The organism is Pontivivens nitratireducens, assembly GCF_014235845.1.
Lineage (GTDB): Bacteria > Pseudomonadota > Alphaproteobacteria > Rhodobacterales > Rhodobacteraceae > Pontivivens > Pontivivens nitratireducens.
Genome location: NZ_JACJUQ010000007.1, coordinates 77,253 through 101,288, shown reverse-complemented (window position 1 = coordinate 101,288; position 24,036 = coordinate 77,253). Strand labels below are relative to the sequence as shown.

24 protein-coding genes, 1 tRNA gene and 1 riboswitch are annotated in these 24,036 nt (G+C 64.1%); of the genes, 16 read left to right on the top strand and 9 right to left on the bottom strand.

Annotated elements, in window-relative coordinates; all coding sequences use genetic code 11:
• Positions 1-33 precede the first annotated feature (33 nt).
• The 7 genes from H1S03_RS09945 to H1S03_RS09915 all read left to right on the top strand — a co-directional run bounded on the left by H1S03_RS09945 (position 34) and on the right by H1S03_RS09915 (position 4,037).
• Positions 34-891, top strand: a complete 858-nt coding sequence (locus H1S03_RS09945) for a hydroxymethylglutaryl-CoA lyase (protein ID WP_185804304.1) — start codon at positions 34-36, stop codon at positions 889-891.
• A 1-nt stretch (position 892) separates the two neighbouring features.
• Positions 893-1,654 (top strand): hypothetical protein, encoded by a 762-nt coding sequence (locus H1S03_RS09940; protein ID WP_185804303.1) that lies wholly within the window; start codon positions 893-895, stop codon positions 1,652-1,654.
• A 230-nt stretch (positions 1,655-1,884) separates the two neighbouring features.
• Positions 1,885-2,766, top strand: coding sequence for an NAD(P)/FAD-dependent oxidoreductase (locus H1S03_RS09935; protein ID WP_185804302.1), 882 nt, complete (start codon positions 1,885-1,887; stop codon positions 2,764-2,766).
• Entirely contained in the window at positions 2,763-3,083 is a 321-nt protein-coding gene (locus H1S03_RS09930; RefSeq protein ID WP_185804301.1) for a GCN5-related N-acetyltransferase, read from the top strand. Before H1S03_RS09935 ends, H1S03_RS09930 begins: the two co-directional genes overlap by 4 nt.
• A gap of 37 nt (positions 3,084-3,120) precedes the next feature.
• Positions 3,121-3,197 (top strand) — tRNA-Met (locus H1S03_RS09925).
• Positions 3,198-3,310: 113 nt separating this feature from the next.
• On the top strand, positions 3,311-3,649 hold the full coding sequence (locus tag H1S03_RS09920) for an ElaB/YgaM/YqjD family protein (protein ID WP_185804300.1): 339 nt from the start codon (positions 3,311-3,313) through the stop codon (positions 3,647-3,649).
• 10 nt (positions 3,650-3,659) lie between these two features.
• Positions 3,660-4,037 carry an FXYD domain-containing ion transport regulator gene (locus tag H1S03_RS09915; RefSeq protein ID WP_185804299.1) on the top strand — a complete coding sequence of 126 codons (378 nt, stop codon included), beginning with the start codon at positions 3,660-3,662 and terminating at the stop codon, positions 4,035-4,037.
• Here H1S03_RS09915 and H1S03_RS09910 read toward each other — a convergent pair.
• Positions 4,008-5,117 carry an AI-2E family transporter gene (locus H1S03_RS09910; protein WP_185804298.1) on the bottom strand — a complete coding sequence of 370 codons (1,110 nt, stop codon included), beginning with the start codon at positions 5,115-5,117 and terminating at the stop codon, positions 4,008-4,010. The two genes, H1S03_RS09915 and H1S03_RS09910, sit on opposite strands and share 30 nt — an antisense overlap.
• 145 nt (positions 5,118-5,262) lie before the next feature.
• Here H1S03_RS09910 and H1S03_RS09905 point away from each other — a divergent pair, with 145 nt between their 5' ends.
• The gene (locus H1S03_RS09905; RefSeq protein ID WP_185804297.1) at positions 5,263-5,613 is read left to right on the top strand and encodes a hypothetical protein; all 351 of its coding nucleotides are present in this window, start codon (positions 5,263-5,265) and stop codon (positions 5,611-5,613) included.
• A 43-nt stretch (positions 5,614-5,656) separates the two neighbouring features.
• The gene (locus H1S03_RS09900; protein WP_185804296.1) at positions 5,657-6,166 is read left to right on the top strand and encodes a copper chaperone PCu(A)C; all 510 of its coding nucleotides are present in this window, start codon (positions 5,657-5,659) and stop codon (positions 6,164-6,166) included.
• 106 nt (positions 6,167-6,272) lie between these two features.
• Here H1S03_RS09900 and H1S03_RS09895 read toward each other — a convergent pair whose 3' ends face one another.
• The 4 genes from H1S03_RS09895 to gcvT form a co-directional block, all read right to left on the bottom strand.
• Complete coding sequence (locus tag H1S03_RS09895; RefSeq protein WP_185804295.1) at positions 6,273-6,746, bottom strand: Dps family protein; 474 nt, start codon at positions 6,744-6,746, stop codon at positions 6,273-6,275.
• Positions 6,747-6,888: 142 nt separating this feature from the next.
• A complete protein-coding gene (gene gcvP / locus H1S03_RS09890; RefSeq protein ID WP_347339225.1) occupies positions 6,889-9,729 on the bottom strand; it encodes an aminomethyl-transferring glycine dehydrogenase in 2,841 nt (946 codons plus the stop codon).
• A gap of 58 nt (positions 9,730-9,787) precedes the next feature.
• Positions 9,788-10,153 carry a glycine cleavage system protein GcvH gene (gene gcvH / locus H1S03_RS09885; RefSeq protein WP_166187659.1) on the bottom strand — a complete coding sequence of 122 codons (366 nt, stop codon included), beginning with the start codon at positions 10,151-10,153 and terminating at the stop codon, positions 9,788-9,790.
• A 5-nt stretch (positions 10,154-10,158) separates the two neighbouring features.
• Positions 10,159-11,244, bottom strand: coding sequence for a glycine cleavage system aminomethyltransferase GcvT (gcvT, locus tag H1S03_RS09880; protein WP_185804293.1), 1,086 nt, complete (start codon positions 11,242-11,244; stop codon positions 10,159-10,161).
• A 119-nt stretch (positions 11,245-11,363) separates the two neighbouring features.
• Positions 11,364-11,450: riboswitch (glycine riboswitch) on the bottom strand.
• A 91-nt stretch (positions 11,451-11,541) separates the two neighbouring features.
• Here gcvT and H1S03_RS09875 point away from each other — a divergent pair.
• Positions 11,542-12,756, top strand: coding sequence for a class I SAM-dependent RNA methyltransferase (locus H1S03_RS09875; protein ID WP_185804292.1), 1,215 nt, complete (start codon positions 11,542-11,544; stop codon positions 12,754-12,756).
• Between the two features lie 40 nt (positions 12,757-12,796).
• On the opposite strand, the gene H1S03_RS09870 is transcribed toward H1S03_RS09875, so the two are convergent.
• Positions 12,797-13,579 (bottom strand): mechanosensitive ion channel family protein, encoded by a 783-nt coding sequence (locus H1S03_RS09870; protein ID WP_185804291.1) that lies wholly within the window; start codon positions 13,577-13,579, stop codon positions 12,797-12,799.
• 138 nt (positions 13,580-13,717) lie between these two features.
• Between H1S03_RS09870 and recQ the strand changes: the two genes are divergently transcribed.
• Complete coding sequence (gene recQ / locus H1S03_RS09865) at positions 13,718-15,772, top strand: DNA helicase RecQ (protein ID WP_185804290.1); 2,055 nt, start codon at positions 13,718-13,720, stop codon at positions 15,770-15,772.
• 209 nt (positions 15,773-15,981) lie between these two features.
• Here the strand turns inward: recQ and rlmN are convergent, their stop codons facing one another.
• The 3 genes from rlmN to H1S03_RS09850 form a co-directional block, all read right to left on the bottom strand.
• A complete protein-coding gene (rlmN, locus tag H1S03_RS09860) occupies positions 15,982-17,151 on the bottom strand; it encodes a dual-specificity RNA methyltransferase RlmN (RefSeq protein ID WP_185804289.1) in 1,170 nt (389 codons plus the stop codon).
• Between the two features lie 146 nt (positions 17,152-17,297).
• Entirely contained in the window at positions 17,298-18,539 is a 1,242-nt protein-coding gene (locus tag H1S03_RS09855) for a DVUA0089 family protein (protein WP_185804288.1), read from the bottom strand.
• Between the two features lie 57 nt (positions 18,540-18,596).
• On the bottom strand, positions 18,597-19,133 hold the full coding sequence (locus H1S03_RS09850) for an invasion associated locus B family protein (RefSeq protein ID WP_166187643.1): 537 nt from the start codon (positions 19,131-19,133) through the stop codon (positions 18,597-18,599).
• A gap of 200 nt (positions 19,134-19,333) precedes the next feature.
• Between H1S03_RS09850 and H1S03_RS09845 the strand changes: the two genes are divergently transcribed.
• From H1S03_RS09845 to H1S03_RS09825, 5 genes are all read left to right on the top strand, one after another.
• Positions 19,334-19,951: a sigma-70 family RNA polymerase sigma factor gene (locus tag H1S03_RS09845; protein ID WP_347339224.1), complete on the top strand. Its 618-nt coding sequence runs from the start codon at positions 19,334-19,336 to the stop codon at positions 19,949-19,951.
• Positions 19,944-20,969 carry an asparaginase gene (locus tag H1S03_RS09840; RefSeq protein ID WP_185804286.1) on the top strand — a complete coding sequence of 342 codons (1,026 nt, stop codon included), beginning with the start codon at positions 19,944-19,946 and terminating at the stop codon, positions 20,967-20,969. The genes H1S03_RS09845 and H1S03_RS09840 overlap by 8 nt, the downstream gene beginning before the upstream one ends.
• A 93-nt stretch (positions 20,970-21,062) precedes the next feature.
• Positions 21,063-22,259, top strand: coding sequence for an ABC transporter substrate-binding protein (locus H1S03_RS09835; protein WP_185804285.1), 1,197 nt, complete (start codon positions 21,063-21,065; stop codon positions 22,257-22,259).
• Between the two features lie 73 nt (positions 22,260-22,332).
• Positions 22,333-23,109 carry an ABC transporter ATP-binding protein gene (locus H1S03_RS09830; protein ID WP_185804284.1) on the top strand — a complete coding sequence of 259 codons (777 nt, stop codon included), beginning with the start codon at positions 22,333-22,335 and terminating at the stop codon, positions 23,107-23,109.
• A gap of 112 nt (positions 23,110-23,221) precedes the next feature.
• A complete protein-coding gene (locus H1S03_RS09825) occupies positions 23,222-23,926 on the top strand; it encodes an ABC transporter ATP-binding protein (RefSeq protein WP_166187631.1) in 705 nt (234 codons plus the stop codon).
• Positions 23,927-24,036: the final 110 nt, after the last annotated feature.

Sequence of the window (24,036 nt, the reverse complement as noted above, 5' to 3'; positions counted from 1 at the left end):
CACCTTCTCTCACCCACCCACGCCGGAGGCATCATGGCTGATCACGTTACATTGTTCGAGGTCGGCCCCCGCGATGGCCTGCAAAACGAATCGCGGATGATCCCGACAGCGGACAAGATCGCGCTGACGGACATGCTGTCCGCCTCAGGTCTGACCCGGATCGAGGCGGCCAGTTTCGTCAGCCCCAAATGGGTGCCGCAAATGGCGGACGCGGCGGATGTGATGGCCGGGATCAAGCGCCGGGAGGGGGTGCGCTACGCTGCGCTGACCCCGAACCTGCGCGGTTTGGAGGGCGCCCTGGCTGCCGAGGCGGACGAGGTTGCGATCTTCGTCTCGGCGTCCGAGGGATTCTCCAAGGCGAACATCAACGCCACCATGGCGCAGAGCCTGGACCGCCTGAAACCTGTGGCGCAGGTCGCGTTGGAGGCAGGTGTCCTGCTCAGGGGCTATGTGTCGTGCGTGACGGATTGTCCGTTCGACGGCCCCGTGCCGCCGGAAAACGTGGCGCGGATGGCCGAGGCTCTGATGGAGATGGGCTGCTACGAGGTCTCGCTGGGGGACACGATCGGCCATGCGAACGCGGACAGCACGAACCGGATGCTGGACGCTGTCCTGCCAGTCGTTCCCGCCGCGCAGCTCGCTGGCCATTTCCACGATACGAAGGGCACAGCGCTGGAAAATATAGATGTATCGCTGGAGCGGGGCTTGCGCACGTTCGACGCCGCCGTGGGCGGGCTGGGCGGGTGCCCCTATGCGCCCGGTGCATCGGGCAACGTCGCGACGGAGGCCGTCGTTGACCATCTGGCGCAGCGTGGCTTTGTAACAGGCATCGACCCCGCCGCGCTGGCAAAGGCGGGGGCCTTCGCGCGCAGTCTGGTAAGTGGAGGCTGAGATGATCCGGGCCTTGACCACTGCCATTCTGGTTTTCTGCGGTCAGACGGCGGTGGCGCAGTCCTTCGATACGGCGTTGGCGGACTGGTTGGACGGGCAGGACCTGCCCGCCTTGCAAATCATCGCAGAGGCTGCGGCCGAAGGCGATCACGAGGCCCGCCTGTTTCTGGGCACGGTCGAGCATATGGCGGAACTGCATGGCCCCGCCGTCGCCGCGCTGGACCGGGCCGAGCGCATCGCGCTGTTCCGCGCGCCTGGTGGTCTGTCGGGAACCTCGTGGCTCGACGGCCTCACCGGTGATCTGGCCGAACTTCTGCGCGATCTGGACCGGGTTCCGACCGCGCCGCAGACCGTGGCCACACTTTACGATATGGGTGAGGGGCGCCTCTCGCGCGAGGCGATACGGGCGCAGGCGAAGCGGGAACATTACGATCTGGTGGCGGCCTCGCTGGCGCTGGTGCCTTCGCTGAGCGATGCGGTGGCCGGTCATATGCCGGGGGCGTCCAGTGATCCGGTTCTGGACGATCTGGCCACCGATCCCCGTGCGGTGTTGCCCCGCGCGGTTTGTGGCGCGGAGTGCAGCGCGGCCTGCCTGTCGCAGATTGTCGTCGCGATCGGCGGCCATCAGGGCTTGATGCAACTCGGCTCCCCCATCTCGGCGCTGATCCCCGAGCAGGTCTGGAACGAAAGTGCGCGCGCGCGGATGAGTGTCGCCGGGCTGGCCCGCGCACGCGCGACGCCGCTGCCGTCCTGCGCTGATTGAGCCGTTCAATGTTCGGGCATCGGCTATGATCCTCAACTGACCGCCCACGCGGCCTTCGGGGGATGAGCGTGCAGTCCTGCCTTATCCGGCTGCGTTCCCGGTCCGAGGCGTTTTCTGCGTGCAGGATCCAAATCGGATCAGCGGAAAAGAACGGATGGGCCGGCCCCACCCCTGTTCCCGCGCCATAAACATCCCATCTTTGGCATAGAGTTTAGGCGGGGAACGTAACCATGGATGTCGCTGTCATCGGGGCCGGGCTGGCCGGTCTGAGTTGTGCGCGTGCCCTCGTTGCGGCGGGGCTTCATGTAGAGGTGTTCGACAAGGGCCGTGGTCCGGGCGGGCGCGTGGCGACACGGCGCACTGATTTCGGTGCGTTCGATCACGGGGCAGCCGCTCTGCACGGATTGCCTGCGGATATGATCGCCACCTATCAGGAATGTCTGTCATCGGTTCCCGGTGGGGTGGTCGCGCATCCGCGCATGTCCTCGCTTCCCCGCGCCATGGAGGCGGGTGTGACCGTGCATCATGGCACGCGGTTGACGGCGTTGCAGCGACGCGCGGACAAATGGAGCCTGGCGATGGAGAACGCGCGCGGTACGGTTTCGGCCGACAAGGTCGCGCTGTGCATTCCCGCACCACAAGCGCTGGAACTTCTGCCCGGTGGTGTGTTCGCGGAAATCTCCAGGGTTCAGATGTCACCGATCTGGACATTGATGCTCGCCTATGACGGTCCGCTCGACATGCGTAGCGATCTGCTGGAAACGGAGATCTTCACGGCGATCCATCAATCGTCCCGCCCGGGGCGGGAACCGGTTCCCGAACGCTGGGTGGTCCATGGCGCACAGGGCTGGTCGCGCGCGAATGTCGATGCGGATCCCGCTTCGGTCGAGGCGGAGTTGCTGGCCGCGTTTGGGCAGGTTGCCACGGGCGCTGAAATCACGCATCGCGCCTTGCATAGGTGGTTGTACGGGCGTGTGCGAACGCCAGCGGGCAAAGCCTGTTTCTGGACTGACGAACGGGCCATCGGGGCCGCGGGGGATTGGTGCCTTGGCCCCAATGGCGGCCATGCCGTTGAAAGCGGACAGGCGCTCGCAAGGGAGATTTTGAAATGAGTATGCTGGACGACCCGCGCGAGGATCATTTGCGTCAAAGCTGGCGCGACCTTGTTGAACGGCGGATGCCACGCTTTGCCGTGAAACGGGCGTGGCCGGTTGCGGATGCAAATGACCTTGCCCGGATTCTGCTGGATGTGGCGGCGCAACGCCCCTGGGCGAACGAAACGCGGCGTCCGGCGGGCATCGACGCCCCCAACGCGGTGCTGGAAGATGCGATCGCCCTGGGCGAAGCCGTTCTGGAAGGGTCGGCGGATTTCGTGGCGCTCAACCGGGTGTCCCTGCAAATGCGCGGAAAGCTGAGGCAATCCGCTTGACGCCCTGCACGGGGGCGGATAAGTCAACCTCCGTTGTGGCTGGGTAGCTCAGCTGGTTAGAGCGCGCGACTCATAATCGCGAGGTCGGGAGTTCAAGTCTCCCCCCCGCCACCACAATTTCCTTCGATTTTACAAATTTGCGCCATCGGGGAGAAGCGGCGGGAACTTTTGCGCTGTCCCGCGCGTTTAGCTTGCGTCGGCATAACGACCTGAATGGAGAAGATTGCATGGCACAGACTCCCGCAAAAACGACCAACGATACGGCTTCCGCCCCCAGCACCAGCGACCTGTCGCGGCAGGTAGAGGCGCTGAAAGCCGACATCGCCGGTCTGACGGAAACGATCTCCGCTCTGGGCAAGCAAAAGGCCAACGAGACGAAGGAAGAGATCGAGCTGCGCGCCCAATTGCTCAAGGAGCGTGGAAAGATGGCGGTCGATCAGGCCGGCAACGAATTCGACCGGTTGAGCAGCGAGGCGGAGCGTTCAATCCGCGAAAAGCCGATGACCGCGCTGGCAATCGCGGCGGGCGTGGGACTGGTGGTCGGTTTCCTCACATCCCGGAAGTAATCCCATGCTGATGGCGATGATTACACGGTTCGCCGCGAAGGTCGAAATCAAACGGCGGCGTCTGGTGGCGACCGCCGTGGCTGGCGTCTTTCTGCTGGCCGCGCTCGTCTTTGCCGTATCTGCGGTCTGGCTGGCTTTGGCCGCCGAGTTGGGCGCGATCTTCGCGAATATGATCTGCGCTGCGGTGCTGGCGCTGGTGGGGATCATCATCCTGCTGGTGGGCAGGCCACGGCGTCTCAAAGCCGTGCCGCCGGTTGCGACGACAACGGCGGTGCCCCCTGCGGCCCCCGGTGCCCCGGTGGCCCCGGTTGCAAGCTCCACTCTGTTTGGGGAGATTATGGGAGCTTTCGCAGCGGGATCAGAGCTTGGCCGGTCTATGCGGCGCTAACCTGCGACCCCGGCCGACTGCACGGCCGGGGCGCAAGTGATACAGCACCACCTTTCCGCTAAGCAGGAATGGCACCGACAGAAATGCCCCCGGCGCCCCCCATAACCACAGACAGAATGTCAGCGTGCAAAATACCAGAAACGGGTTGAGCAGCAGGGTCCGCCCCACGACGGAGGGGGTGACGAACTGACCCTCCAGCAGGTTGAGCATTACGAAACCTGCGGTCAGGAAAACCGCCGTTTCGATATTGTCGAACACCACCAACCCTATCGAGAACAGGATCGCCGCCATCAGCGCGGGTCCGATATAGGGCACGAAGTTCAGCCCCGCCGCCAATCCGCCCCAGACATAGGGTGTCGGCATGCCGAAGCTCCACGCCAGCAATCCGACAGCGCAGCCGAACACGACGTTGATGGCCGCGATCGTCCCGAAATAATGCGAGAATCCTGCCTCGATATCGCGAAAGATCCGCGCGACCCGCCACCGCGCACGCCGGGACAGGCAGAACGACAGCACGAAATCGCGGATCTGATGACGTGTCGCGATAAAGAAGTAGACTGTTCCAAAGAAGATCACGAACTGCCCGACCAGCGCCGGGGCCAGTCTGAGGGCCGGCAGGATCGAACTGAGAGGGTCGATGGCTTGCCCCCCGGACGGCGCATCCGCACCCATCGCCTGCGAGATATCGACCGCCGCGCTTTCGATTTCCCGCCACCGGGCTTGCAGGGACCAACTTAGCCTTTCCAGCCGCTGCCAGATATCTGGTGAACGGTCGATCCAGTCATTGATCGGCAGCACGATGCCGCTGACAAAGGCGGCCAGTCCAATCAGCACCAGAACGGTCATTAGTCCTGCGGACAGCGGGGCGGGCATGCCACCGCGTTCCAGACGCGTGGCGACCGGGCCCAAGACCAGCGCCGCCGTAACGCCCAGACAGATCGGCGCCAGCACGAAATACGCGCTTTTCAGACCTGTGATCAGAACGATGATGAACAGCCCGATCACCGACAGCCGCGCGGCGAAGCTCAGCACCTGTGCGGCGCGGGAATCGCGGGCGGGCATCTCGGGAAAGGCGGACATGTGCCTCGTCTGTTCGTGCATCGGGGCCGCCATAGGTTGGATGAAGAAGGAGTGTACGCTTTAACGTATAGGCATGAGAGTCGTTCCGGGACAATATGTGCACTTGATGTCGCACACGGCTTGCGTCACTTGATGCGGCATGATGATGGGGCTGAAAAATCGATTGCTGAATTGCGCACTGGCGGCGACGGTGATCCTTGCCCTGTCGCTGCTATCGTTCGGGCATCGGGTGAATGTGGTCGAGGGACCGCTGGTTTTCGGCCCGGATGGCAGTGTCGCGGTGCTGTGTCTCGCCTCCTCCGAAGGGGGGACAGACCCGCATGTGACGCAGAAATGCGATGTCTGCCGGATCGCGCAGGCGATGCTGTGTCCCTCGGTCGGGTCTGTTTCCGTCGCCCTTGCGTGGGAACCGGTGGAGGTCGTTGCCACCGACGCTTCTGTCGCGGGGCATGTCCTGCGGGATTACGATGCAGCGCCCCGCGCGCCCCCGGTTTGAGAACGTCTTAATCTTTTCAGACAATCTCAAAACGGAGCTTTCAATGTTCAAGACACTTGCCCTTGCCGTAACCCTCGGCATGACCGCCCTTCCTGTATTCGCCGAGCATATCACGGCAGGCGAACTGACGATCAGCGACCCATGGGTCCGGGCCACGACGTCCGTCGCGCGATCTTCCGGCGGTTTTCTGACTGTTCACAACCACGGCACGGTCGATGACCGCTTGCTGTCGGCCAGTGCCGATTTCGCTATGGTTCAGGTCCATGAAACCGTTCAGGTGGACGGCGTGAACCGGATGCAGGAGCAGACCGACGGCATCGTCATTCCCGCAGGGGAAAGCGTAACCCTCGCCCCGGGTGGCTATCATTTGATGCTGATGGGACTGGAGCACGGCCTGGAAATGGGATCGGAGCAGGACGTCACGCTGCACTTTGAGCAGGCGGGCGATGTCACCGTGGTGTTCGAGGCCGAAATGCGCCGTCCGACCGATCAGGCGGACGGGGAGGATATAAGTGGACATGGCAGTGACGCCGACGGCCACGGGGATCACTGAGGGTCAGAACCTAGTGCCCTCGACGCTCGGATGGGCTTGTCCAGTCCGAGCGTCGGTAGGGTGCGGTACGACGGTGGCGCCGATTAATTAGCGGCGCCACCAAGTATCAGCCTTCCAGATGCGCGCGCAGCATCCAGGCGAACTTCTCATGAACCTGGGCGCGGGCAATGGCCAAATCCTCGGTCAGCGGGTCGCGCTGTTCAGCGGCTTCGTTGGCCAAGCTGCGCAGGGTCGCCGCGATGGTTTCCTCGGCTTCCTTCATATCCGCGACCATATCCTTGGCGGAGATGACTTGGGTTGCCTCCTTGATCCGGGTGCGCTCCAGGAACGACTTGTAGCTGCCCTCGACCGGTTCACCCAATGCGCGGACGCGTTCGGCCAGATCATCCTGACCGGCGAAGTGATCCTCGTAGATCTCCTGAAACATCGCATGAAGGGAGCCGAAAGACATGCCCTTCACGTTCCAATGGAAAAACTGCGACTTCATCGTTGCGACGGATGTATCGGCGAGCGCCTGATGCAAGCCCTCGATGATCGCTGTCTTTTCGTTCTTCTTAAGCTCGTGTGCGGTATCTTCCATGACATCCTCCGATTGCGCTGCGTATAACTTAGAACGATTCTAATGTATGGCGCGGTCCAGCAATTTCAACATTCGCCCGGGGTCATAACGCCGAATTCCGAAGGGAAGTTCCGGGCGGCGCGCGACCGCCCGGAATTCGCTGTTATTCCGCCGCTTCCATATAGTCTTCCAGCGGCGGGCAGGAGCAGACCAGATTTCGGTCGCCCCAGGCGTTGTCCACGCGGTTTACCGGCGCCCAGTACTTGTCCACGCGGAAGGCACCGGCGGGGAAACACGCGGCCTCACGCGTGTAGGGACGGTCCCAGTCGCCGACCAGATCCTCCATCGTGTGGGGGGCGTTGGTCAGCGGGTTGTTCGCGCGGTCCAGCGTGCCGCCCTCGATGGCCTGCGCCTCCGCCCGGATGCTCAGCATCGCGGCGATGAAGCGGTCCAGCTCGGCCTTCGGCTCACTCTCCGTCGGTTCGATCATCAGGGTGCCCGCGACAGGCCAGCTCATCGTGGGGGCGTGAAAGCCGCTGTCGATCAGGCGCTTGGCCACGTCGTCCACCGACACGTCGGCGGCGTCCTTCAACGGGCGGGTGTCGATGATGCATTCATGCGCGACGTAACCCGAAGCGCCGCGATACAGCACATCGAACGCGCCTTCCAACCGCTTCGCGATATAGTTCGCGCTGAGGATGGCGACCTTCGTCGCTTGGGTCAGGCCATCGCCGCCCATCATTGCACAGTAGGCCCATGAGATCGGCAGCAGCGAGGGGGAGCCGTAGGTCGCCGCACTGACCGCGCCCGCCGACCCCTCATCCGTGTGGCCGGGCAGGTATGGCGCAAGGTGCGACCGCACGCCGATGGGGCCCATGCCGGGGCCACCGCCGCCATGCGGGATGCAGAACGTCTTGTGCAGGTTCAGGTGGCTGACATCGGCTCCGATCTTTCCCGGACGGCTGAGGCCGACCATCGCGTTCATGTTGGCCCCGTCCAGATAGACCTGACCGCCATGCTCATGCGTGATCTCGCAAACCTCGCGCACCGTATCCTCGAACACACCGTGGGTGGAGGGATAGGTGATCATGCACGCGGCGAGCTTGTCTCCCGCCGCCTGCGCCTTGCTGCGGAAATCCTCGACGTCGATATTGCCCAGATCGGTGCACTTCACCACGACGACCTTCATCCCGACCATCTGCGCGGAAGCAGGGTTCGTGCCATGCGCGTTGACAGGGATCAGGCAGACATCGCGATCATCGCCATTCGCGGCGTGATAGGCGCGGATGGTCAGCAGGCCGGCATATTCGCCCTGCGCGCCTGAATTGGGCTGCATCGAAATCGCGTCATAGCCGGTGATCCGGCACAGCTTGTCGCTGAGATCGTCGATCAGTTCCTTGTAGCCCTGCCGCTGATCGGCGGGGGCGAAGGGGTGGATGTTGGAGAATTCCGGCCAGCTGACCGGCATCATCTCCGCCGTGGCGTTCAGCTTCATGGTGCATGAGCCCAGCGGGATCATTGCGCGGTCCAGCGCCAGATCGCGGTCGGCGAGGCGGCGCATGTAGCGGGTCATCTCCGCCTCGGCCCGGTTGAGGTGGAAGGTCGGGTGGGTCAGGTATTCGGATGTGCGGACCAGGGCGTCAGGCAGGCGGTACTGCGTCGCCTCACCCCCGTCGCTGCCGCCGAAGACGGCGATCAGGCGGGCGATATCCTCGGGCCAGACGGCCTCATCCAGGGTGATGCCGATCTTGGTCTCACCGACGCGGCGCAGGTTGATGCCTGCCTCAACGGCGGCGCGCAGGATCGCCTCACGCGGGGCGCCGACCTCGACCGTCAGGGTGTCGAAAAAAGCCTCCGGCTCGACCGAATAGCCCGCCGCTTGCAGGGCATCTGCCACGCGAACCGCCTTCAGATGTACGCGCTGCGCGATGGCCCGCAGGCCCGCAGGCCCGTGGAACACCGCATACATCGACGCCATGACGGCGAGCAGAGCCTGCGCCGTGCAGACGTTCGAGGTCGCCTTCTCACGCCGGATATGCTGCTCGCGCGTTTGCAGGCTGAGGCGGTAGGCCCGGTTGCCCCGCGCATCAATGGAAACACCAACGATCCGCCCGGGCATCGCGCGTTTATAGGCGTCACGACAGGCCATATAGGCCGCGTGAGGCCCGCCCGCGCCCAGCGGCACGCCGAAGCGTTGCGTGTTGCCGATGGCAATGTCCGCGCCCATCTCTCCCGGTGCCTTGAGCACGCACAGGGCCAGAGGATCGGCGGCTACCACGGCCAGCGCCTTGGCGGAATGCAGCGCCTCGATCACATCGGTGAAGTCGTGCACGTGGCCATGCGTTCCGGGATATTGGAAGATCGCGCCGAACACTTGATCCGGTTGCAAATCCGTGAAGGGATCGCCCACGATCACGTCCCAGCCCAGCGGGGCGGCGCGGGTGCGGATCACGTCGATGGTCTGCGGATGGCAATGGTGATCGACGAAGAACGCCGTGGCCTTGGATTTACCGGCCCGCTGCGCCAGCGCCATCGCCTCCGCCGCGGCGGTCGCCTCATCCAGCAGAGAGGCGTTGGCGATCTCCAGCCCGGTCAGGTCGGCGATCATGGTCTGGTAGTTCAGCAATGCCTCCAACCGGCCCTGCGAAATCTCGGGCTGATAGGGGGTATAGGCGGTGTACCAGGCCGGGTTCTCGAAGATATTGCGCGCGATAACCGGCGGCGTGACCGTGCCGTGATAGCCCTGACCAATCAGCGAGGTCATGACCTTGTTCTTCTTCGACATCTGCCGGAGGGCGCGCAGGGCCTCCTGCTCCGACAGGGCGGGGCCGAAATCGAGGGCCTCCTTCTGGCGAATACCGGCGGGGACGATCCGGTCGATCAGCGCGTCGAGGCTGTCGGCACCCAGCACGTCGAGCATCTCCTGCATTTCCGCCGGAGAGGGGCCGATATGGCGGCGATTGGCGAAATCATAGGGGGCGTAATCGGTGGGGGAATAGCTCACGGGGATCATCCTGTCTGTGGGCGGAATGGTCCCGGCACAGGGCCGGGACCGAATGGGATCAGCCGATGAAGGCCTTGTAGGCCTGTTCGTCCATCAGGTCGTCGAACTCGCTGGGATCGTCCAGCGTCATGCGGAAGAACCAGCCTTCTTCCAGCGGATCCTCGTTCACCAGGCTGGGCGTCTCGACGATCTTTTCGTTCACGGCTGTAACCTCCCCGTCGAGCGGGGCCATGATGTCGGACGCGGCCTTGACGCTTTCGATCACCACGATCTCATCATCCTTGGCCACCTTGATGCCCGGCTCGGGCAGTTCGACGAAGACCAGATCGCCCAGCTGGGCCTGCGCGTGTTCGGTGATGCCGACGATGACCTCATCGCCGTCCTGCTTCAGCCATTCATGCTCTTCGGTATATTTGACTGTCATTTAAGTTACCTCTTGTAGGTCTGTTGGACGAAGGGAAGCGTCGCGACGCGGATCGCCACGTATTTGCCGCGCAGATGAGCGTAGAGCATGGTGCCCGGCTGCGCCTGCGATGTTTCGACATAGCCCATCGCAACGGGGCCGCCAACGGAGGGGCCGAACGTGCCGGAGGTGACGGTGCCGATGACCGGCCCGTTCTCGACCGCGTGCAGCGTCGTGCCGGCGCGGACGGGCGCGCGTCCCTCGGGCTGCAATCCGACACGCTGGCGGGTTGTGCCCTCGGCCAACTGACGCTGGATCACGTCGGCACCGGGAAAGCCGCCCTGTTCGCGCCGCCGTTTCTGCATGGCCCAGATCAGGCCGCCCTCGACCGGGGTGGTCGTCTCGTCGATATCGTTGCCGTACAGGCATAGCCCGGCCTCCAACCGCAGGCTGTCGCGCGCGCCCAGCCCGATGGGGGCCACGCCCTCCTGCTCCAGCAAGGCCTCGACCACGGCGACGGCCTCAGCCTTGGGCACGGAAATCTCGAAGCCGTCCTCACCGGTATAGCCTGAGCGGGTGACGATGCAGTCCCCGTCGATCAGGGGCATGACGCGGGCATCCATGAACCGCATGTCGCGCACGGCGTCATTGAGCGCGGCCAGCGCGTCCTCCGCCTTCGGTCCTTGCAAGGCGATTAGCGCCCGGTCCAGCACCTCAACCGAGGTTGCGGACTGGATGTGCGGAATGTCGTGATCGGCGCGCGCGGCGTTGACGACCACATAAATCCAGTCGCCCATATTGGCGAACATCAGATCGTCCAGAATGCCGCCATCAGCTGCCGTCAGCAGGCCATATCGCTGACGACCGGGCTTCAGCTCCGCCACGTTGACGGGCATCAGGCGTTCCAGCGCCTCGACCCGGTTCGCGCCCTCCAGCCGCAACTGCGCCATGTGGCTGACATCGAACAGGCCGGCATGTGCGCGGGTGTGCAGATGTTCCTGCATCACGCCCATGGGGAACTGCACCGGCATCTCCCAGCCTGCGAACGGCACCATCTTTCCGCCCAGCGTCCGGTGAAGTTGTGCCAGCGGTGTCGTCTTCAAATCGGTCATGCGATAGCCCCGTTGCATCTGGCCGCGCGAGGATCGCACGGTCCGTGATGCCCCCTCTGTCCTGTTGCCTGAGATCGTTATCCCGTCGGCGGGCGTGAATGCCACTCTCCAGAGTATTAGCTATCCCACCGGTCCTGTGACCTGAAAGTTTCCGGGGCGGTTGCTTCTTCGGCAGCGGCGGGGCCGCGTTCTCCCGGTGAGACAACGTCATGATATTCTGCTGTCGGGACACGGGCAAGTTTTTTTGCAGCGCCTTTTTCTGATGCGGTTGCGGGCGCGGCAGTGTATCGCGCGTGCATGGAACAGATCACGATAGACAGGCTCGGCCATCAGGGCGACGGCGTGGCACAGGGCAGGGGCGAGGTTTTCGTCCCCTACACCCTGCCCGGTGAGGTGGTGGAACTGACGGCGGAGGGCGATTTGCACGCGGTGTTGCAGCCGTCGGAGCAGCGGATCACCCCGGTTTGCAAGCATTTCGGCACCTGCGGCGGTTGCGCGGTTCAACATGCCTCGGACGCCTTCGTGGCGGAGTGGAAGGTGAACGTGGTGCGCCGCGCCCTGTCCGCGCGGGGCATCGACATGAAGGTCGGCGGGATCGCCACCTCTCCCCCCCGGTCGCGCCGTCGTGCCGTCTTTGGCGGACGGCGCACGCGCAAGGGGATCACCGTCGGATTTCACCAGCGGGGCAGCAACACCCTGATCGCGATCGAGGAATGCGCGGTCATCGACCCGAAGATTTTCGCCGCCATCCCCGTATTGGAGGAGCTGACCGCCATCGGCGCATCCCGCACGGCGGCGATCCGTCTGTCCGTGACGCTGTCCGCCGCAGGGCTGGACGTGCTGGTCGAGGAGGCGCGCGAGCTGGAGCCGACGATGCTGCCGCAACTGGCGGAGATCGCAGGCCGCCACGACCTCGCCCGGCTGACATGGAACGACGAGGTGATCGTCAATGCCAGCCCCCCGATGCAGCGCATGGGCAAGGCGCGCATCGTGCCGTCCCCCGGCGCGTTCCTGCAAGCGACGCCGCACGGGCAGGCGGCTCTGGTTGCCACGGTAAAGCAGGCGGTCGGCAATGCGTCCCGCGTGATTGACCTCTTCGCCGGATGCGGCACATTCGCCCTGCCATTGGCGGAACAGGCGGAGGTTTTGGCGGTGGAGAACGACGGCCCGATGCTGGCCGCGCTGGATCTGGCATGGCGGCGCACCGATGGTGCCTTGCACCGGATCACCACCGACCGCCGCGACCTGTTCCGCCGCCCGCTCCTGGCCAGTGAGATGAAGGGCTACGACGCCGTGGTCATCGACCCGCCACGCGTTGGCGCAGCGGCACAGGTGCAGGAACTGACGTTGAGCGCGGTGCCCGTCATCGCCTTCGTGTCATGCAACCCCGTGACCTTCGCCCGCGATGCGGAGGTTCTGATCAAGGCGGGATACCGCATGGGTCCGGTGCGCGTGATCGACCAGTTCCGCTGGTCGCCGCATGTCGAGCTGGCCGTCACCTTCACACGCTGATCTGCCGCGCCCCGGCGAACCGGGGCGGGCCGCCTGCACCTCAAGCCTTGACGATGGTCCGTGTGGGGAAGGGGATGTCGATCCCGGCCGCGTCGAACGCTTCCTTGACCGCTTGCAACAGGGCGCATTTCACGTCGAGGTAATCCGCCCGCGCCACCCAGACCCGCACCGTCAGATCGACGGAACTGTCACCCAGGGCCGTGACCTTCACGAAGATCGGCTTGTCATCGTGAATGCGCAACTCTTCGGCCAAGGTGTCGCGGATCACCTGCTCCGCTTCCTTGAGGTTCACGCCGTAGCCGACCCCGAACACCAGATCGACGCGCCGTTCGTCATGGGCGCTGTAGTTCTGGATCGGCCCGGACCAGATATCGCTGTTGGGTACGAATACCTGCACGTTGTCGGGTGTGGTCAGCTCGCATGTGAACAGCCCGATCTCCTTGACCGTGCCGCCTTGCCCCCCGGCGGAGACGTAATCCCCGATCTTGAACGGTCGGAACGCCAGCAGCATCAGGCCCGAGGCCAGGTTGGACAGCGTGCCCTGCAAGGCCAGCCCGATGGCCAGACCAGCCGCACCGATGACGGCGATCAGCGATGCCGTCTGGATGCCGAACCGTGCCAGAATGAAGATCAGCGCGAATGTCAGAACCGTATAGTTAGCGACCGTGCCAAGGAAGTTGAACAATGTCTCATCGAAGCGGTCATGCCGCCTGCCGATATTGCGCACCTGCCGCTTGACGAAACCGGCGAGGAAGACCGCCACCACCGCGATGATGCACGCCACCAGCATATCGAAGATCAGATCGAGCCACCACCATTCCATTGCGCATACTCCTGTCGCTGCATGTCGCGGCCCGCCTTAGCCCCTATCGGCCCGAATGCAAAGTCCGACATGCCGGATCGCAATCCGAAGCGCCTTCGCATCTGGAAGCCTCGGGCAAAGGCGGGTAGACCCGGCGCCATGCAGGATATGACCCCCCTTCTTTCATCCGTCTTCGGTTTCGACGCCTACCGTCCGGGGCAGGAGGAGATCGTCACCGCCGTCGCGGCGGGTGAGGATGTTCTGGCCATCATGCCCACGGGGGGTGGCAAGTCGCTGTGCTATCAGCTGCCCTCGCTGGCGCGCGATGGCGTGACGGTCGTGATCTCACCCCTGATTGCGCTGATGCGCGATCAGGTCCGCGCGCTGCACGCGGCGGGCGTCGTGGCGGGTGCGCTGACCTCGGCCAATACCGAGGAGGAGAACGAGGAGATCTTCGCCGCCATCGACGCGGGCACGCTGCGTCTGCTCTACATCGCGCCGGAACGTCTGGCCGCAGGCGGCACCGAACGGCTGCTGCGCCGCGCCGGGGTCAACATGATCGCTGTGGATGAGGCGCATTGCGTCAGCCAGTGGGGCCATGATTTCAGGCCTGACTATCTGCGGATCGGTGAATTGCGCCGCGCGCTGGGCGTGCAGACCACGGCCTTCACCGCCACCGCCGATGCCGAAACCCGTGCCGAGATCGTCGAGCGGCTGTTCGACGGGACGCAACCGCGCACCTTCCTGCAAGGGTTCGACCGCCCCAACCTGACCCTCGCCTTTCAGGCCAAGAACCAGCCCCGGCGGCAGCTTCTGGACTTCGCCGTCGCGCGCAATGGCCGGTCGGGCATCATCTATGCGGCCTCTCGCAACAAGACCGAAGTGCTGGCCCAGGCCCTGCGAGAGGCGGGTGTGAGCGCGATCAGCTATCACGCCGGCATGGACCCCGACGACAGGCGGCAGGCGGAGGCCCGGTTCCAGACCGAGGACGGCCTCGTCGTCGTCGCCACCATCGCCTTCGGCATGGGCGTGGACAAACCGGACATTCGCTACGTCCTGCACGCCGACCTGCCAAAGAGCATCGAGAGTTATTATCAGGAGATCGGGCGCGCGGGCCGCGATGGTGATCCGGCGGAAACCCTGACCCTCTACGGCCCCGACGACATCCGCTTGCGCCGCGCGCAAATCGAGGAGGGGTTGGCGAATGTGGATCGGAAACAGGCCGATCACGCCCGCCTCAACACCCTGCTGGCCTTGGCCGAGGCGCCCGTTTGCCGTCGGCAGACCCTGCTGACCTATTTCGGCGAAACCCTGCCGCAGCCCTGCGGCAACTGCGACCTGTGCATCGACAAGCCCGAGACGTTCGACGCCACTGACGCAGCGCGCAAGGCGCTTTCGACTGTGTTTCGCGCCGATGAATGGTTCGGCGCAGGTCATCTGATTGACATCCTGCTGGGGGAGGAGACGGAGAAAGTCCTCGCCCGGGGGCATGACAAGATTTCCACCTTCGCCATCGGGCGCGAATACAGCCGCAAACAATGGCAGACCCTGTTTCGCCAGTTGATGGCGCTGGATCTGGTGCGCCCCGACCCGGCCCGCCACAACGCGCTGCGCCTGACCGAGGCCGCGCGCCCCGTTCTGAAGGGGGAGCAGAGCCTGACCCTGCGCAAGGACAGCCTCGACCGCCGCGACCGCAAACGTCCGAGGGTCGAGGCGATGGTGCAGCAGGCCGATGAACCCCTGTTGTGGGCGCTGAAATCCAAACGACGCGAATTGGCGGAGGCCGCGAAGGTCCCGGCCTATGTCATTTTCCCCGACCGGACGCTGGTCGCGATGATCGACGCGAAACCGCAAAGCCTGGATGCCTTCGCCGCCTTGCCCGGTGTCGGCGCGAAGAAGCTGGAAAAATTCGGTCGGATTTTTCTGGAGGTCCTGACCGGAGCGCCGGAGCCGGAGGTGCACCCGGCCAAAATGAAGGCCGCCGCCAGCGGCTCCGCCGACCTGCTGGACCGATTGCACATGCTGCAACGCGATCTGGCCTACGGGATCGACGGCACGGCGAAGCGGCTGGATTGCCCGACCACGACCCTCGCCCGGATTGCGGAGGCCAGGCCCGACAGTCGTGAGGCCCTCGCCCGGATCAAGGGAATGGATGAGGCCCGGCTGGAGCGTTTCGGGCCGGACTTCCTGAACGCGATTGCCGAACATGGCTGAGGCCTGAGCCTCCGGCGGGGATATTTAACGAAAGTGAAAGCTTTGGCGCGCCACGATGCCATCACGGTACAGGCGGGGACGCCGATGATCGTGAAAGTGAAAGCCGCTCCGGGCGACCTTGCCTTGCTTTGGCCCCCGTGCCTTGTCTTGGCATAGCGTCGCGGAGCGGTGGCTTCACTTTCTGAAAATATCCCCGCCGGAGGCGTTTTTTAAAGCCCGGCTTCCTCGGCGATCTGTTTGCGCGATTTGCGGGCCCGCTCCGTTGCGGATTTCAATTGACCGCAGGCGGCCATGATATCCTCGCCGCGTGGACGGCGGACCGGGCTGGCATAGCCTGCCGCGTTGACGATATCGCCGAACGCCTCGATCCGCTTGCGGGTGGAGCGTTCATAGGGCGCGCCCGGCCACGGGTTGAACGGGATCAGGTTGATCTTGGCGGGGATGCCCTCGATCAGCTTGACCAGCCGTCGCGCGTCCTCATCCGTATCATTGATGCCGCGCAGCATGACATATTCGAAGGTGATCCGTTCGGAATTGCTGAGGCGCGGGTAGTCACGGCATGCTTGCAGCAGCGCCTCGATATTCCAGCGCTTGTTGATCGGGACCAGCTTGTTGCGCACCTCATCCGTGGTCGCGTGGAACGAGATGGCCAGCATGCAGCCCAGTTCGTCGCCTGTGCGCGCGATCTCGGGCACCACGCCGGAGGTGGACAGCGTGATGCGGCGGCGGCTCAGGGCCACGCCCTCAGGGTCCATCGCGATTTTCATTGCGTCGCGCACGGCGTCGAAGTTGTAGAGCGGTTCGCCCATGCCCATCAGCACGATATTGGACAGCAGACGCTTGTCGTCCGGTCCCTTTTCCCACTCACCCAGATCGTCGCGGCACAGCAGGACCTGGCCGATAATCTCACCCGGTGTCAGGTTGCGGACCAGCTTTTGCGTGCCTGTATGGCAGAACGAACAGGTCAGAGTGCACCCGACCTGGCTGGAAATGCACAACGTGCCGCGGTCCTTTTCAGGAATATAGACCGCCTCGACCTCGTGCCCGCCCTCGATGCGCAGCAGGTATTTGCGGGTGCCGTCGGTGGAGACCTGCTTGGTCACGACCTCGGGCAGGGTTACGCGGAACTGTTCGGCCAGCATAGTGCGGAACGGCTTGGCCAGGTTGGTCATCGCGTCGAAATCGTAGACGCCCTTGTTGTAGATCCAGCTCCACACCTGACCGACGCGCATCTTCGCCTGTTTTTCCGGCGTACCGGCACCGATCAGCGCATCGCGCAATTGCAGGCGCGTCATGCCGACCAGATTCGGCAGGCCGGTAATCGGTGCACGCTTGATCGTCATCAGATCTTGCGTGATGGGGGCGGTAGCATCGGTCATGTCTCAACTCCAACAAAGACGCCTCCCGGATGAAGGGGAGGCGTTGGTGCTGAATAGCAAATTTATCGCGCCTTGACCAGACAGCCCTGCCAGACAGCCCTTGTGAGCGGACAGCACGTATCCGCTCAGCATTTCGACACCGCTGATCAGCGAGCGGAGACGAACCGTTCGATGGCCAGACGGGTCACGCCGGGGGTGCCATAATATCCGCCGGGCCGTCCAACGGCGAGCATGTAGGTGCCCGCATTCACGCGTGCGGCGATCTGGGCGTCATAGGTCCCGCCGTAATCGTCATTCTGGTCGAGACGGCGCCCCAGATCGTCGAACAGCGTCAACATCGGGTCGTTTCCGGCGGTGGCGATACCCTCGATCAGGACGAGGCCAGGTTCGGCCACGTCGAAGCTGACCCAGACCATATCGTCCCCTTCACGAATGTCGCGGCGCATCCTGGTTTCGAGTTGGCCCAGTGCCACGACCGGATAGCTGCCATCCAGCGGCGGGCTGGCCTCGGCGTTGTTGTAGAGGCCCTGCATGTATTGCTCTTCGCTGAAGGCACTGACCGTCACGGTTACAGGCACGTTCGCATCACCAAGGGAATCGAGCGCGATGCAATAGGAGCCCGCAGCCAGTCCGTCGATGAAATCAACGCGGGAATTCAGACCGTCGAAATCGTCATTCTCCGCCAGCAACTGCCCGGAGTCGTCATAGAGCGACAGCACCGGGTCGGCTTCGGGGTTTTCGGCGGTGATGCTGAGGCTCTGCATTCCGTCGAGCGTGAAGCGGTAGAACGGCTCCGCGTTGATCGAGGCCGTGCGCGCGACACCGTCCTCAAGGGCGGAATCAAGGGCACCCTCCGGGTAGAACGGCGATGCCTCCGTCTCGGCCGAGCAGGCTGCACCGTATCCGCCGGTATCCTCACCCACCGTCAGGGCCTCCTGCTCCAACCGGGAGACGCGCAGCTCGGCCATCATGTCCGCCCCGTCATAGCTGGACGTCACGAGGCAGTAGGTGCCCGGATCGACGGAGATCTCACCGCGTGAGGCGAGGAACCCGCCCCCGTCATCGTCCGACATGATGACCGTCCCCGTCGCGTCGAGCAGGTCGATCACCGTATCGCCGGCATCGGTCGGCTGCGCTTCGAGCCGGATCATCATCGGGGAACTGACTGTGAACAGGGTGGTCAACTGTCCCCCGGCCGGAATGTTCCCGGTCAGCCCGAGATAGTCGGCCGCCGACGCGATGTCGGATGCATCCTGCGTTCCGCCTGCCCATTGCGCACCCGCGCCAGCGCCGGCACATAGCGACGACGTATCCTCCTGCGCCAGCACGGGAAGCGCGGAGGCCCCCAGCACCAGGCAGCTCGTGGCGGTAAGTCTCTTCAGATCCATGGTCGTCTCCCTACATGTTCCAGTCCAGTAACGGGTCGTTCCGGCCTTATGTCCGTATCAGGACGCACATCGTGTCGATGCGTCGCTCAATGCGGCGGTAAACCCGATGAGGGAGACTGTATCAGTTGTTGTCGTGCCGCGCGCGGATGTTCCGACCAGGCGCGCGTCTGCCCCGGCCCGCATGGCCGCGACGATGCGCTGGTCATCCGCAGGCGAGGAGGGCCACGCCCATTCACCGCGCGTGTAGAATTCGTATTGCTGCCCGCCAACCGTGACCGTGACGGAGGAGCCGTCGCGGAAGGGGTAACCGCCGGTAAAGCTGACCTCGTTCGCGACGTTCTGGCCCGGCCTGTTGGTGACCATCAGCCTGATTTCGCCCCGATTGACCTGCACCGTCGAACCGTTGCGCGTCGCGCGGCTGCTGGTGGGGGCGGATGCGATCCAGCATTCCTTCGTGCTGCCGCTGCTTTCAAACACGCTCCACCGGTCATGCGAATCGACGCGGGTGGTTTGCTCCTGTGCCGCGACGCCTGTCGCCGCAGCGACGCCGAGCGTCGCCAGAACCGTGACCGTCGCGATGAAACTGGCTTTCATATCCTGCTCCTTCGTTGCTGCGCGCTGCCGTCTCGTACCTGGACGACTTGGTGCGCAATACGCCTCATACCATGGACCTTGCCAACGCCTGGTCCCACTCCGATAATAGTAGCGACAAGGGGTCGGGATGCGCCACCCCGCAAGCGGATTTTTCACCTTACGTGTGGGGGTTCGTGCGATGCAGTGAGGACTTCGCGCCAGTGTCAGATTCCGACCCGGCCCAGTTTACCCGCCCCGCCGATCCAGATGGCGCAGCGCGGGCTGACGATTCGGACCTGCTGTGCCGGATCGCGAACCGGGATCGCGGCGCGTTTGCCGAACTGTTCGAACGCTATGCCGGGCGGGTCAAATCCTTTCTTCTGCGCTATGCCCTGCCGGACGATCAGGCGGAGGAGATCGCGCAGGAGGTCATGGTGCAGGTCTGGCGCAAGGCGGCAAGCTATGATCCCGCACGGGCGGCGCCCTCGACCTGGATATTCGCGATCGCGCGCAACAAGCGGATCGACGCGGTGCGCCATGGCGCGCGCCGGCAGGCCGATCCGCTGGACCCCGGTTTGCAACCCGAACCGGAACCGGATGGGCGTGAGGTCCTGTCGCGCAGTGATCGCACCCGGATTGTGCGTGAGGCGATGCACGATCTGACGGAACCGCAGCGGGCGGTGCTCTACGCGACGTTCTTCGAAGGGTTGAGCCAGAGCGAGATCGCCGCCCGCGACGGGTTGCCGCTGGGCACCGTGAAATCCAGAATACGTCTGGCCTTCGCCAATATGCGCGAACGGTTGGGTGAAAGCACGATAGGAGAGCTGCGCGATGACTGACCGTTCCACGGATGCCGCCGAACTGGTCGAGGTCTGGCGGGGCGATATCCTCGAATCGACGCATCGCGGACATGCCGTGATCTGTCGTGCGGATGGGGAGGTCGTGGCCGCGTGGGGTGCTCCCGACGCGATCATCTATCCACGCTCGTCTTGCAAGATGCTTCAGGCGCTGCCCCTCGTCGAAAGCGGGGCGGCCGATGCCGCCGGTCTGGGGGTCGAGGAACTGGCCCTGTCCTGCGCCTCGCATCAGGGCGCGCTGCTGCACACGGAGCGGGTTGCGGACTGGCTGGCCGGTCTGGGACTGGGGGAGGGCGATCTGCGCTGCGGCACGCAATTCCCCCGCGACAAGGCCGAGGCGGAGCGGGTGCGTCGGACGGGCGAGGGCGCATGTCAGCTTCACAACAATTGTTCGGGCAAGCATGCGGGCTTCCTGACCCTCAACCGACATCTGGGCGGCGGCGCTGAATATCATGAGATCGACCATCCCGTGCAGCGCGCGGTCAAGGATGCCTATGAGGAGATGACCGGCGAAACCTCACCCGGATACGGTATCGACGGCTGCTCCGCCCCGAACCATGCCAGCACGCTGCACGGGTTCGCCCGTGCAATGGCGCGCATGGCTGATCCATCCGGCCTGGGCGCCGTCCGCCGCGATGCCGCGACCCGTTTGGTCGCCGCGATGCGCCGGTTTCCGTTGCTCGTCGCGGGGGAGGGGCGCGCCTGTTCCGAGATGATGGCGGCCATGCCCAATGCCACCGCGATCAAGACCGGGGCGGAAGCTGTCTTCGTGGCCATCCTGCCCGAACGCAAGCTGGGCGTCGCGCTCAAGATAGAGGACGGCACCACCCGCGCCGCTGAATGTACCATCGCCGCTCTGCTGGCACGTCTGGGCGTCGCGGACGCGGAACATCCGCTGATCGCCTCCCGGCTCAATCCGACGCAACGCAACTGGAACGGCATCGCCACCGGCTTCGTTCGGCCCGCACCGGGTCTGTGGGCGGGCGGCACAGCTCTGTAAGGGGTATGCGGAGCGGTTCTTTGCCCCTTGTCATCGGGGGCGAACATGCTTTTGATGCGGGCAGTTCAACAGAAATCAACGGGAGATCACATCATGAAGACGTTCCTGATCGGCACGGCCATCGCGGCGTTGGCATCGTCGGGCGCGCTGGCCGAGGGCCATGCTGACTCCGCGAATATCGGCATTGTCCTGGGTTTCACCGGTCCCATCGAATCGCTGACGCCGGACATGGCGTCCTCCGCCGAACTGGCGATCGCGGAGGCAAACGCCTCGGGGCTGTTCCTGGATGGCACGACCCTCGCCGCCATTCGGGCCGATTCCACCTGCATCGACGCCGGTGCCGCCACAGCGGCGGCGGAACGTCTGGTCACGAGCGACAATGTCATCGGGATCGTCGGCGCGGATTGTTCGGGCGTGACCACCGCAATTGCCAGCAACGTGGCCGTCCCGAACGGTGTCGTGCTGATCAGCCCGTCTGCGACCTCACCCGCGCTGTCCTCGATCGAGGATAACGACCTCTTCTTCCGCACCGCGCCCTCGGATGCCCGTCAGGGACAGATTCTGGCCGATATCGTGACCGAGCGTGGGATCGATTCCGTCGCAATCACCTATACCAACAACGATTACGGCTTGGGCCTGGCCGATGCGTTCCAGGCCGCATTCGAAGCGGCTGGCGGCACGGTTGAGATCGTCGCCGCGCATGAGGACGGCAAGGGCGACTATTCCGCCGAAGTCGGTGCTTTGGCCGCTGTCGGTGCCGATGCGCTGGCCGTATTGGGCTATGTCGATCAGGGCGGGCGCGGGATCATCCAATCCTCCGTCGATACGGGAGCGTTCGATACATTCATCCTTGGCGACGGCATGATCGGGGAAAGTCTGACCGACGCGTTCGGCCCGGATATCGAGGGCACGTTCGGCACCGCGCCGGGATCGGACAGTGAGGGCTTCGCGGTCTTCGAGACGATGGCGCGGGAGGACAACATCACCGGGGACGGCCCCTACCGGGGTGAAAGCTATGATGCCGCATCGCTGATCATCCTCGCCGCACAGGCGGCAGGGTCGCTCGATCGCGGTGATATTCAGGCGAATATCCTCAACGTCGCCAATGCGCCGGGTGAGCCGATCGGACCGGGTGAATTGGCCAAGGCGCTGGAGATCCTCGCAAAGGGGGGCGAGATCGATTTCGTCGGTGCGACCGGTGTTGAACTGATCGGACCGGGTGAGGCGGCAGGCTCCTACCGCGAACTCGAAGTCATCGACGGCGCGTTCCAGACTTTGGGCGTGCGCTGATACCGTCCTGAGTTCCCTGTGAAAATGGCCCGGAGGAAACTCCGGGCCTCTTTGTTGAAATCGGAGTGCGCACATGATCCGGGTCGAAGACCTCCACATGCATTTCGGTGGTATCCGTGCCGTGGACGGTGCCAGTATCGAGATCGAAGAAGGCTCCATCACCGGGCTGATCGGGCCGAATGGCGCGGGAAAAACCACTCTTTTCAATGTGGTGGCGGGCCACTACACGCCGACCTCGGGCCGGGTGTTCCTGGATGGTGAGGATATCACGGGGCTGCCCCCGCATGCGCTGTTTCACCGTGGGCTGTTGCGCACGTTCCAGATTGCCCATGAATTCTCAACGCTAACGGTGCGCGATAACCTGATGATGGTCCCCCCCGCGCAAAAGGGGGAGAGGCTGCTGGACGCGTGGTTCCGCCCCGGTGAGGTTCGTGCGCAGGAACGTGCAATCCGTGAAAAAGCGGAAGATGTCATTGATTTTCTTGAGATCAGCCACGTCGCGGATGAACTGGCGGGAAACGTGTCTGGCGGTCAGAAAAAGCTGCTGGAACTGGGGCGCACCATGATGGTGGACGCCAAGATCGTATTTCTGGATGAAGTCGGCGCAGGCGTCAATCGCACGCTCCTCCATACGATTGGTGATGCGATCCAACGGCTTAACCGGGAACGCGGCTATACGTTCTGCATGATCGAGCACGACATGGATTTTATCTCTCGCCTGTGCGATCCGGTGATCGTGATGGCGGAGGGGCGCGTGCTGGCCAAGGGCGACGTCGCCTCGGTCAAGGCCGATGAGAGAGTGATCGAAGCCTATCTGGGCACCGGTCTGAAAAACAAGGTAATCGCGTGAATATCGTTCCGACCCGCCGCCGAAAGGCACAGACTGCGCTGACTGCGCCGTGCCCGCCCTGGGGGCGCACTGCGTCAGGCGGAATATGGTTCTTTTGCGAAGGGGACAGGTCATGAGTTTCCTGTCGGCACGCGACATGACCGGCGGCTACGGCGCGACGGACATTCTGCATTCGTGTGAGATCAACGTCGATCGCGGGCAGATCGCGGTCATCGTCGGGCCGAACGGCGCGGGCAAGTCCACGGCGATGAAGGCCGTGTTCGGGATGCTGCCGCTGCGTGAGGGGACCGTGACGCTGGACGGGCAGGACATCACCAGACTCAGCCCGCAGGAACGGGTGGCGATGGGCATGGGCTTCGTGCCGCAAACCGCGAATGTCTTCACCTCGATGAGCGTGCAGGAGAACCTCGAAATGGGGGCCTATCTGCGGCATGACGATTTTACCGGCACGATGGAGCAGGTGTTCGACCTGTTCCCGATCCTGCGCGAGAAACGCCGCCAACCAGCGGGAGAGCTGTCGGGCGGGCAGCGCCAGCAGGTCGCAGTCGGGCGCGCGCTGATGACGGAGCCGAAACTGCTGATGCTCGATGAGCCGACGGCCGGCGTCAGTCCCATCGTGATGGACGAATTGTTCGACCGCATCATCGAGGTCGCGCGCACCGGCATCGCCATCCTGATGGTCGAACAGAATGCGCGGCAGGCACTGAACATCGCGGACAAGGGATATGTGCTGGTGCAGGGGCGCAATGCGTGGACCGATACCGGTGAGGCCCTGTTGGCCAATCCCGAGGTTCGCCGGACCTTTCTGGGGGGCTGAGGGTGAGCAGGGCAAATCTCAGCTTTGCGAACTTCCTCACCGTGTTTTGTGCAGGAATTGGTGGAATCGTGTGGTGGAATGTTCAGCGCATAAGCCAGAACACGCGCCTG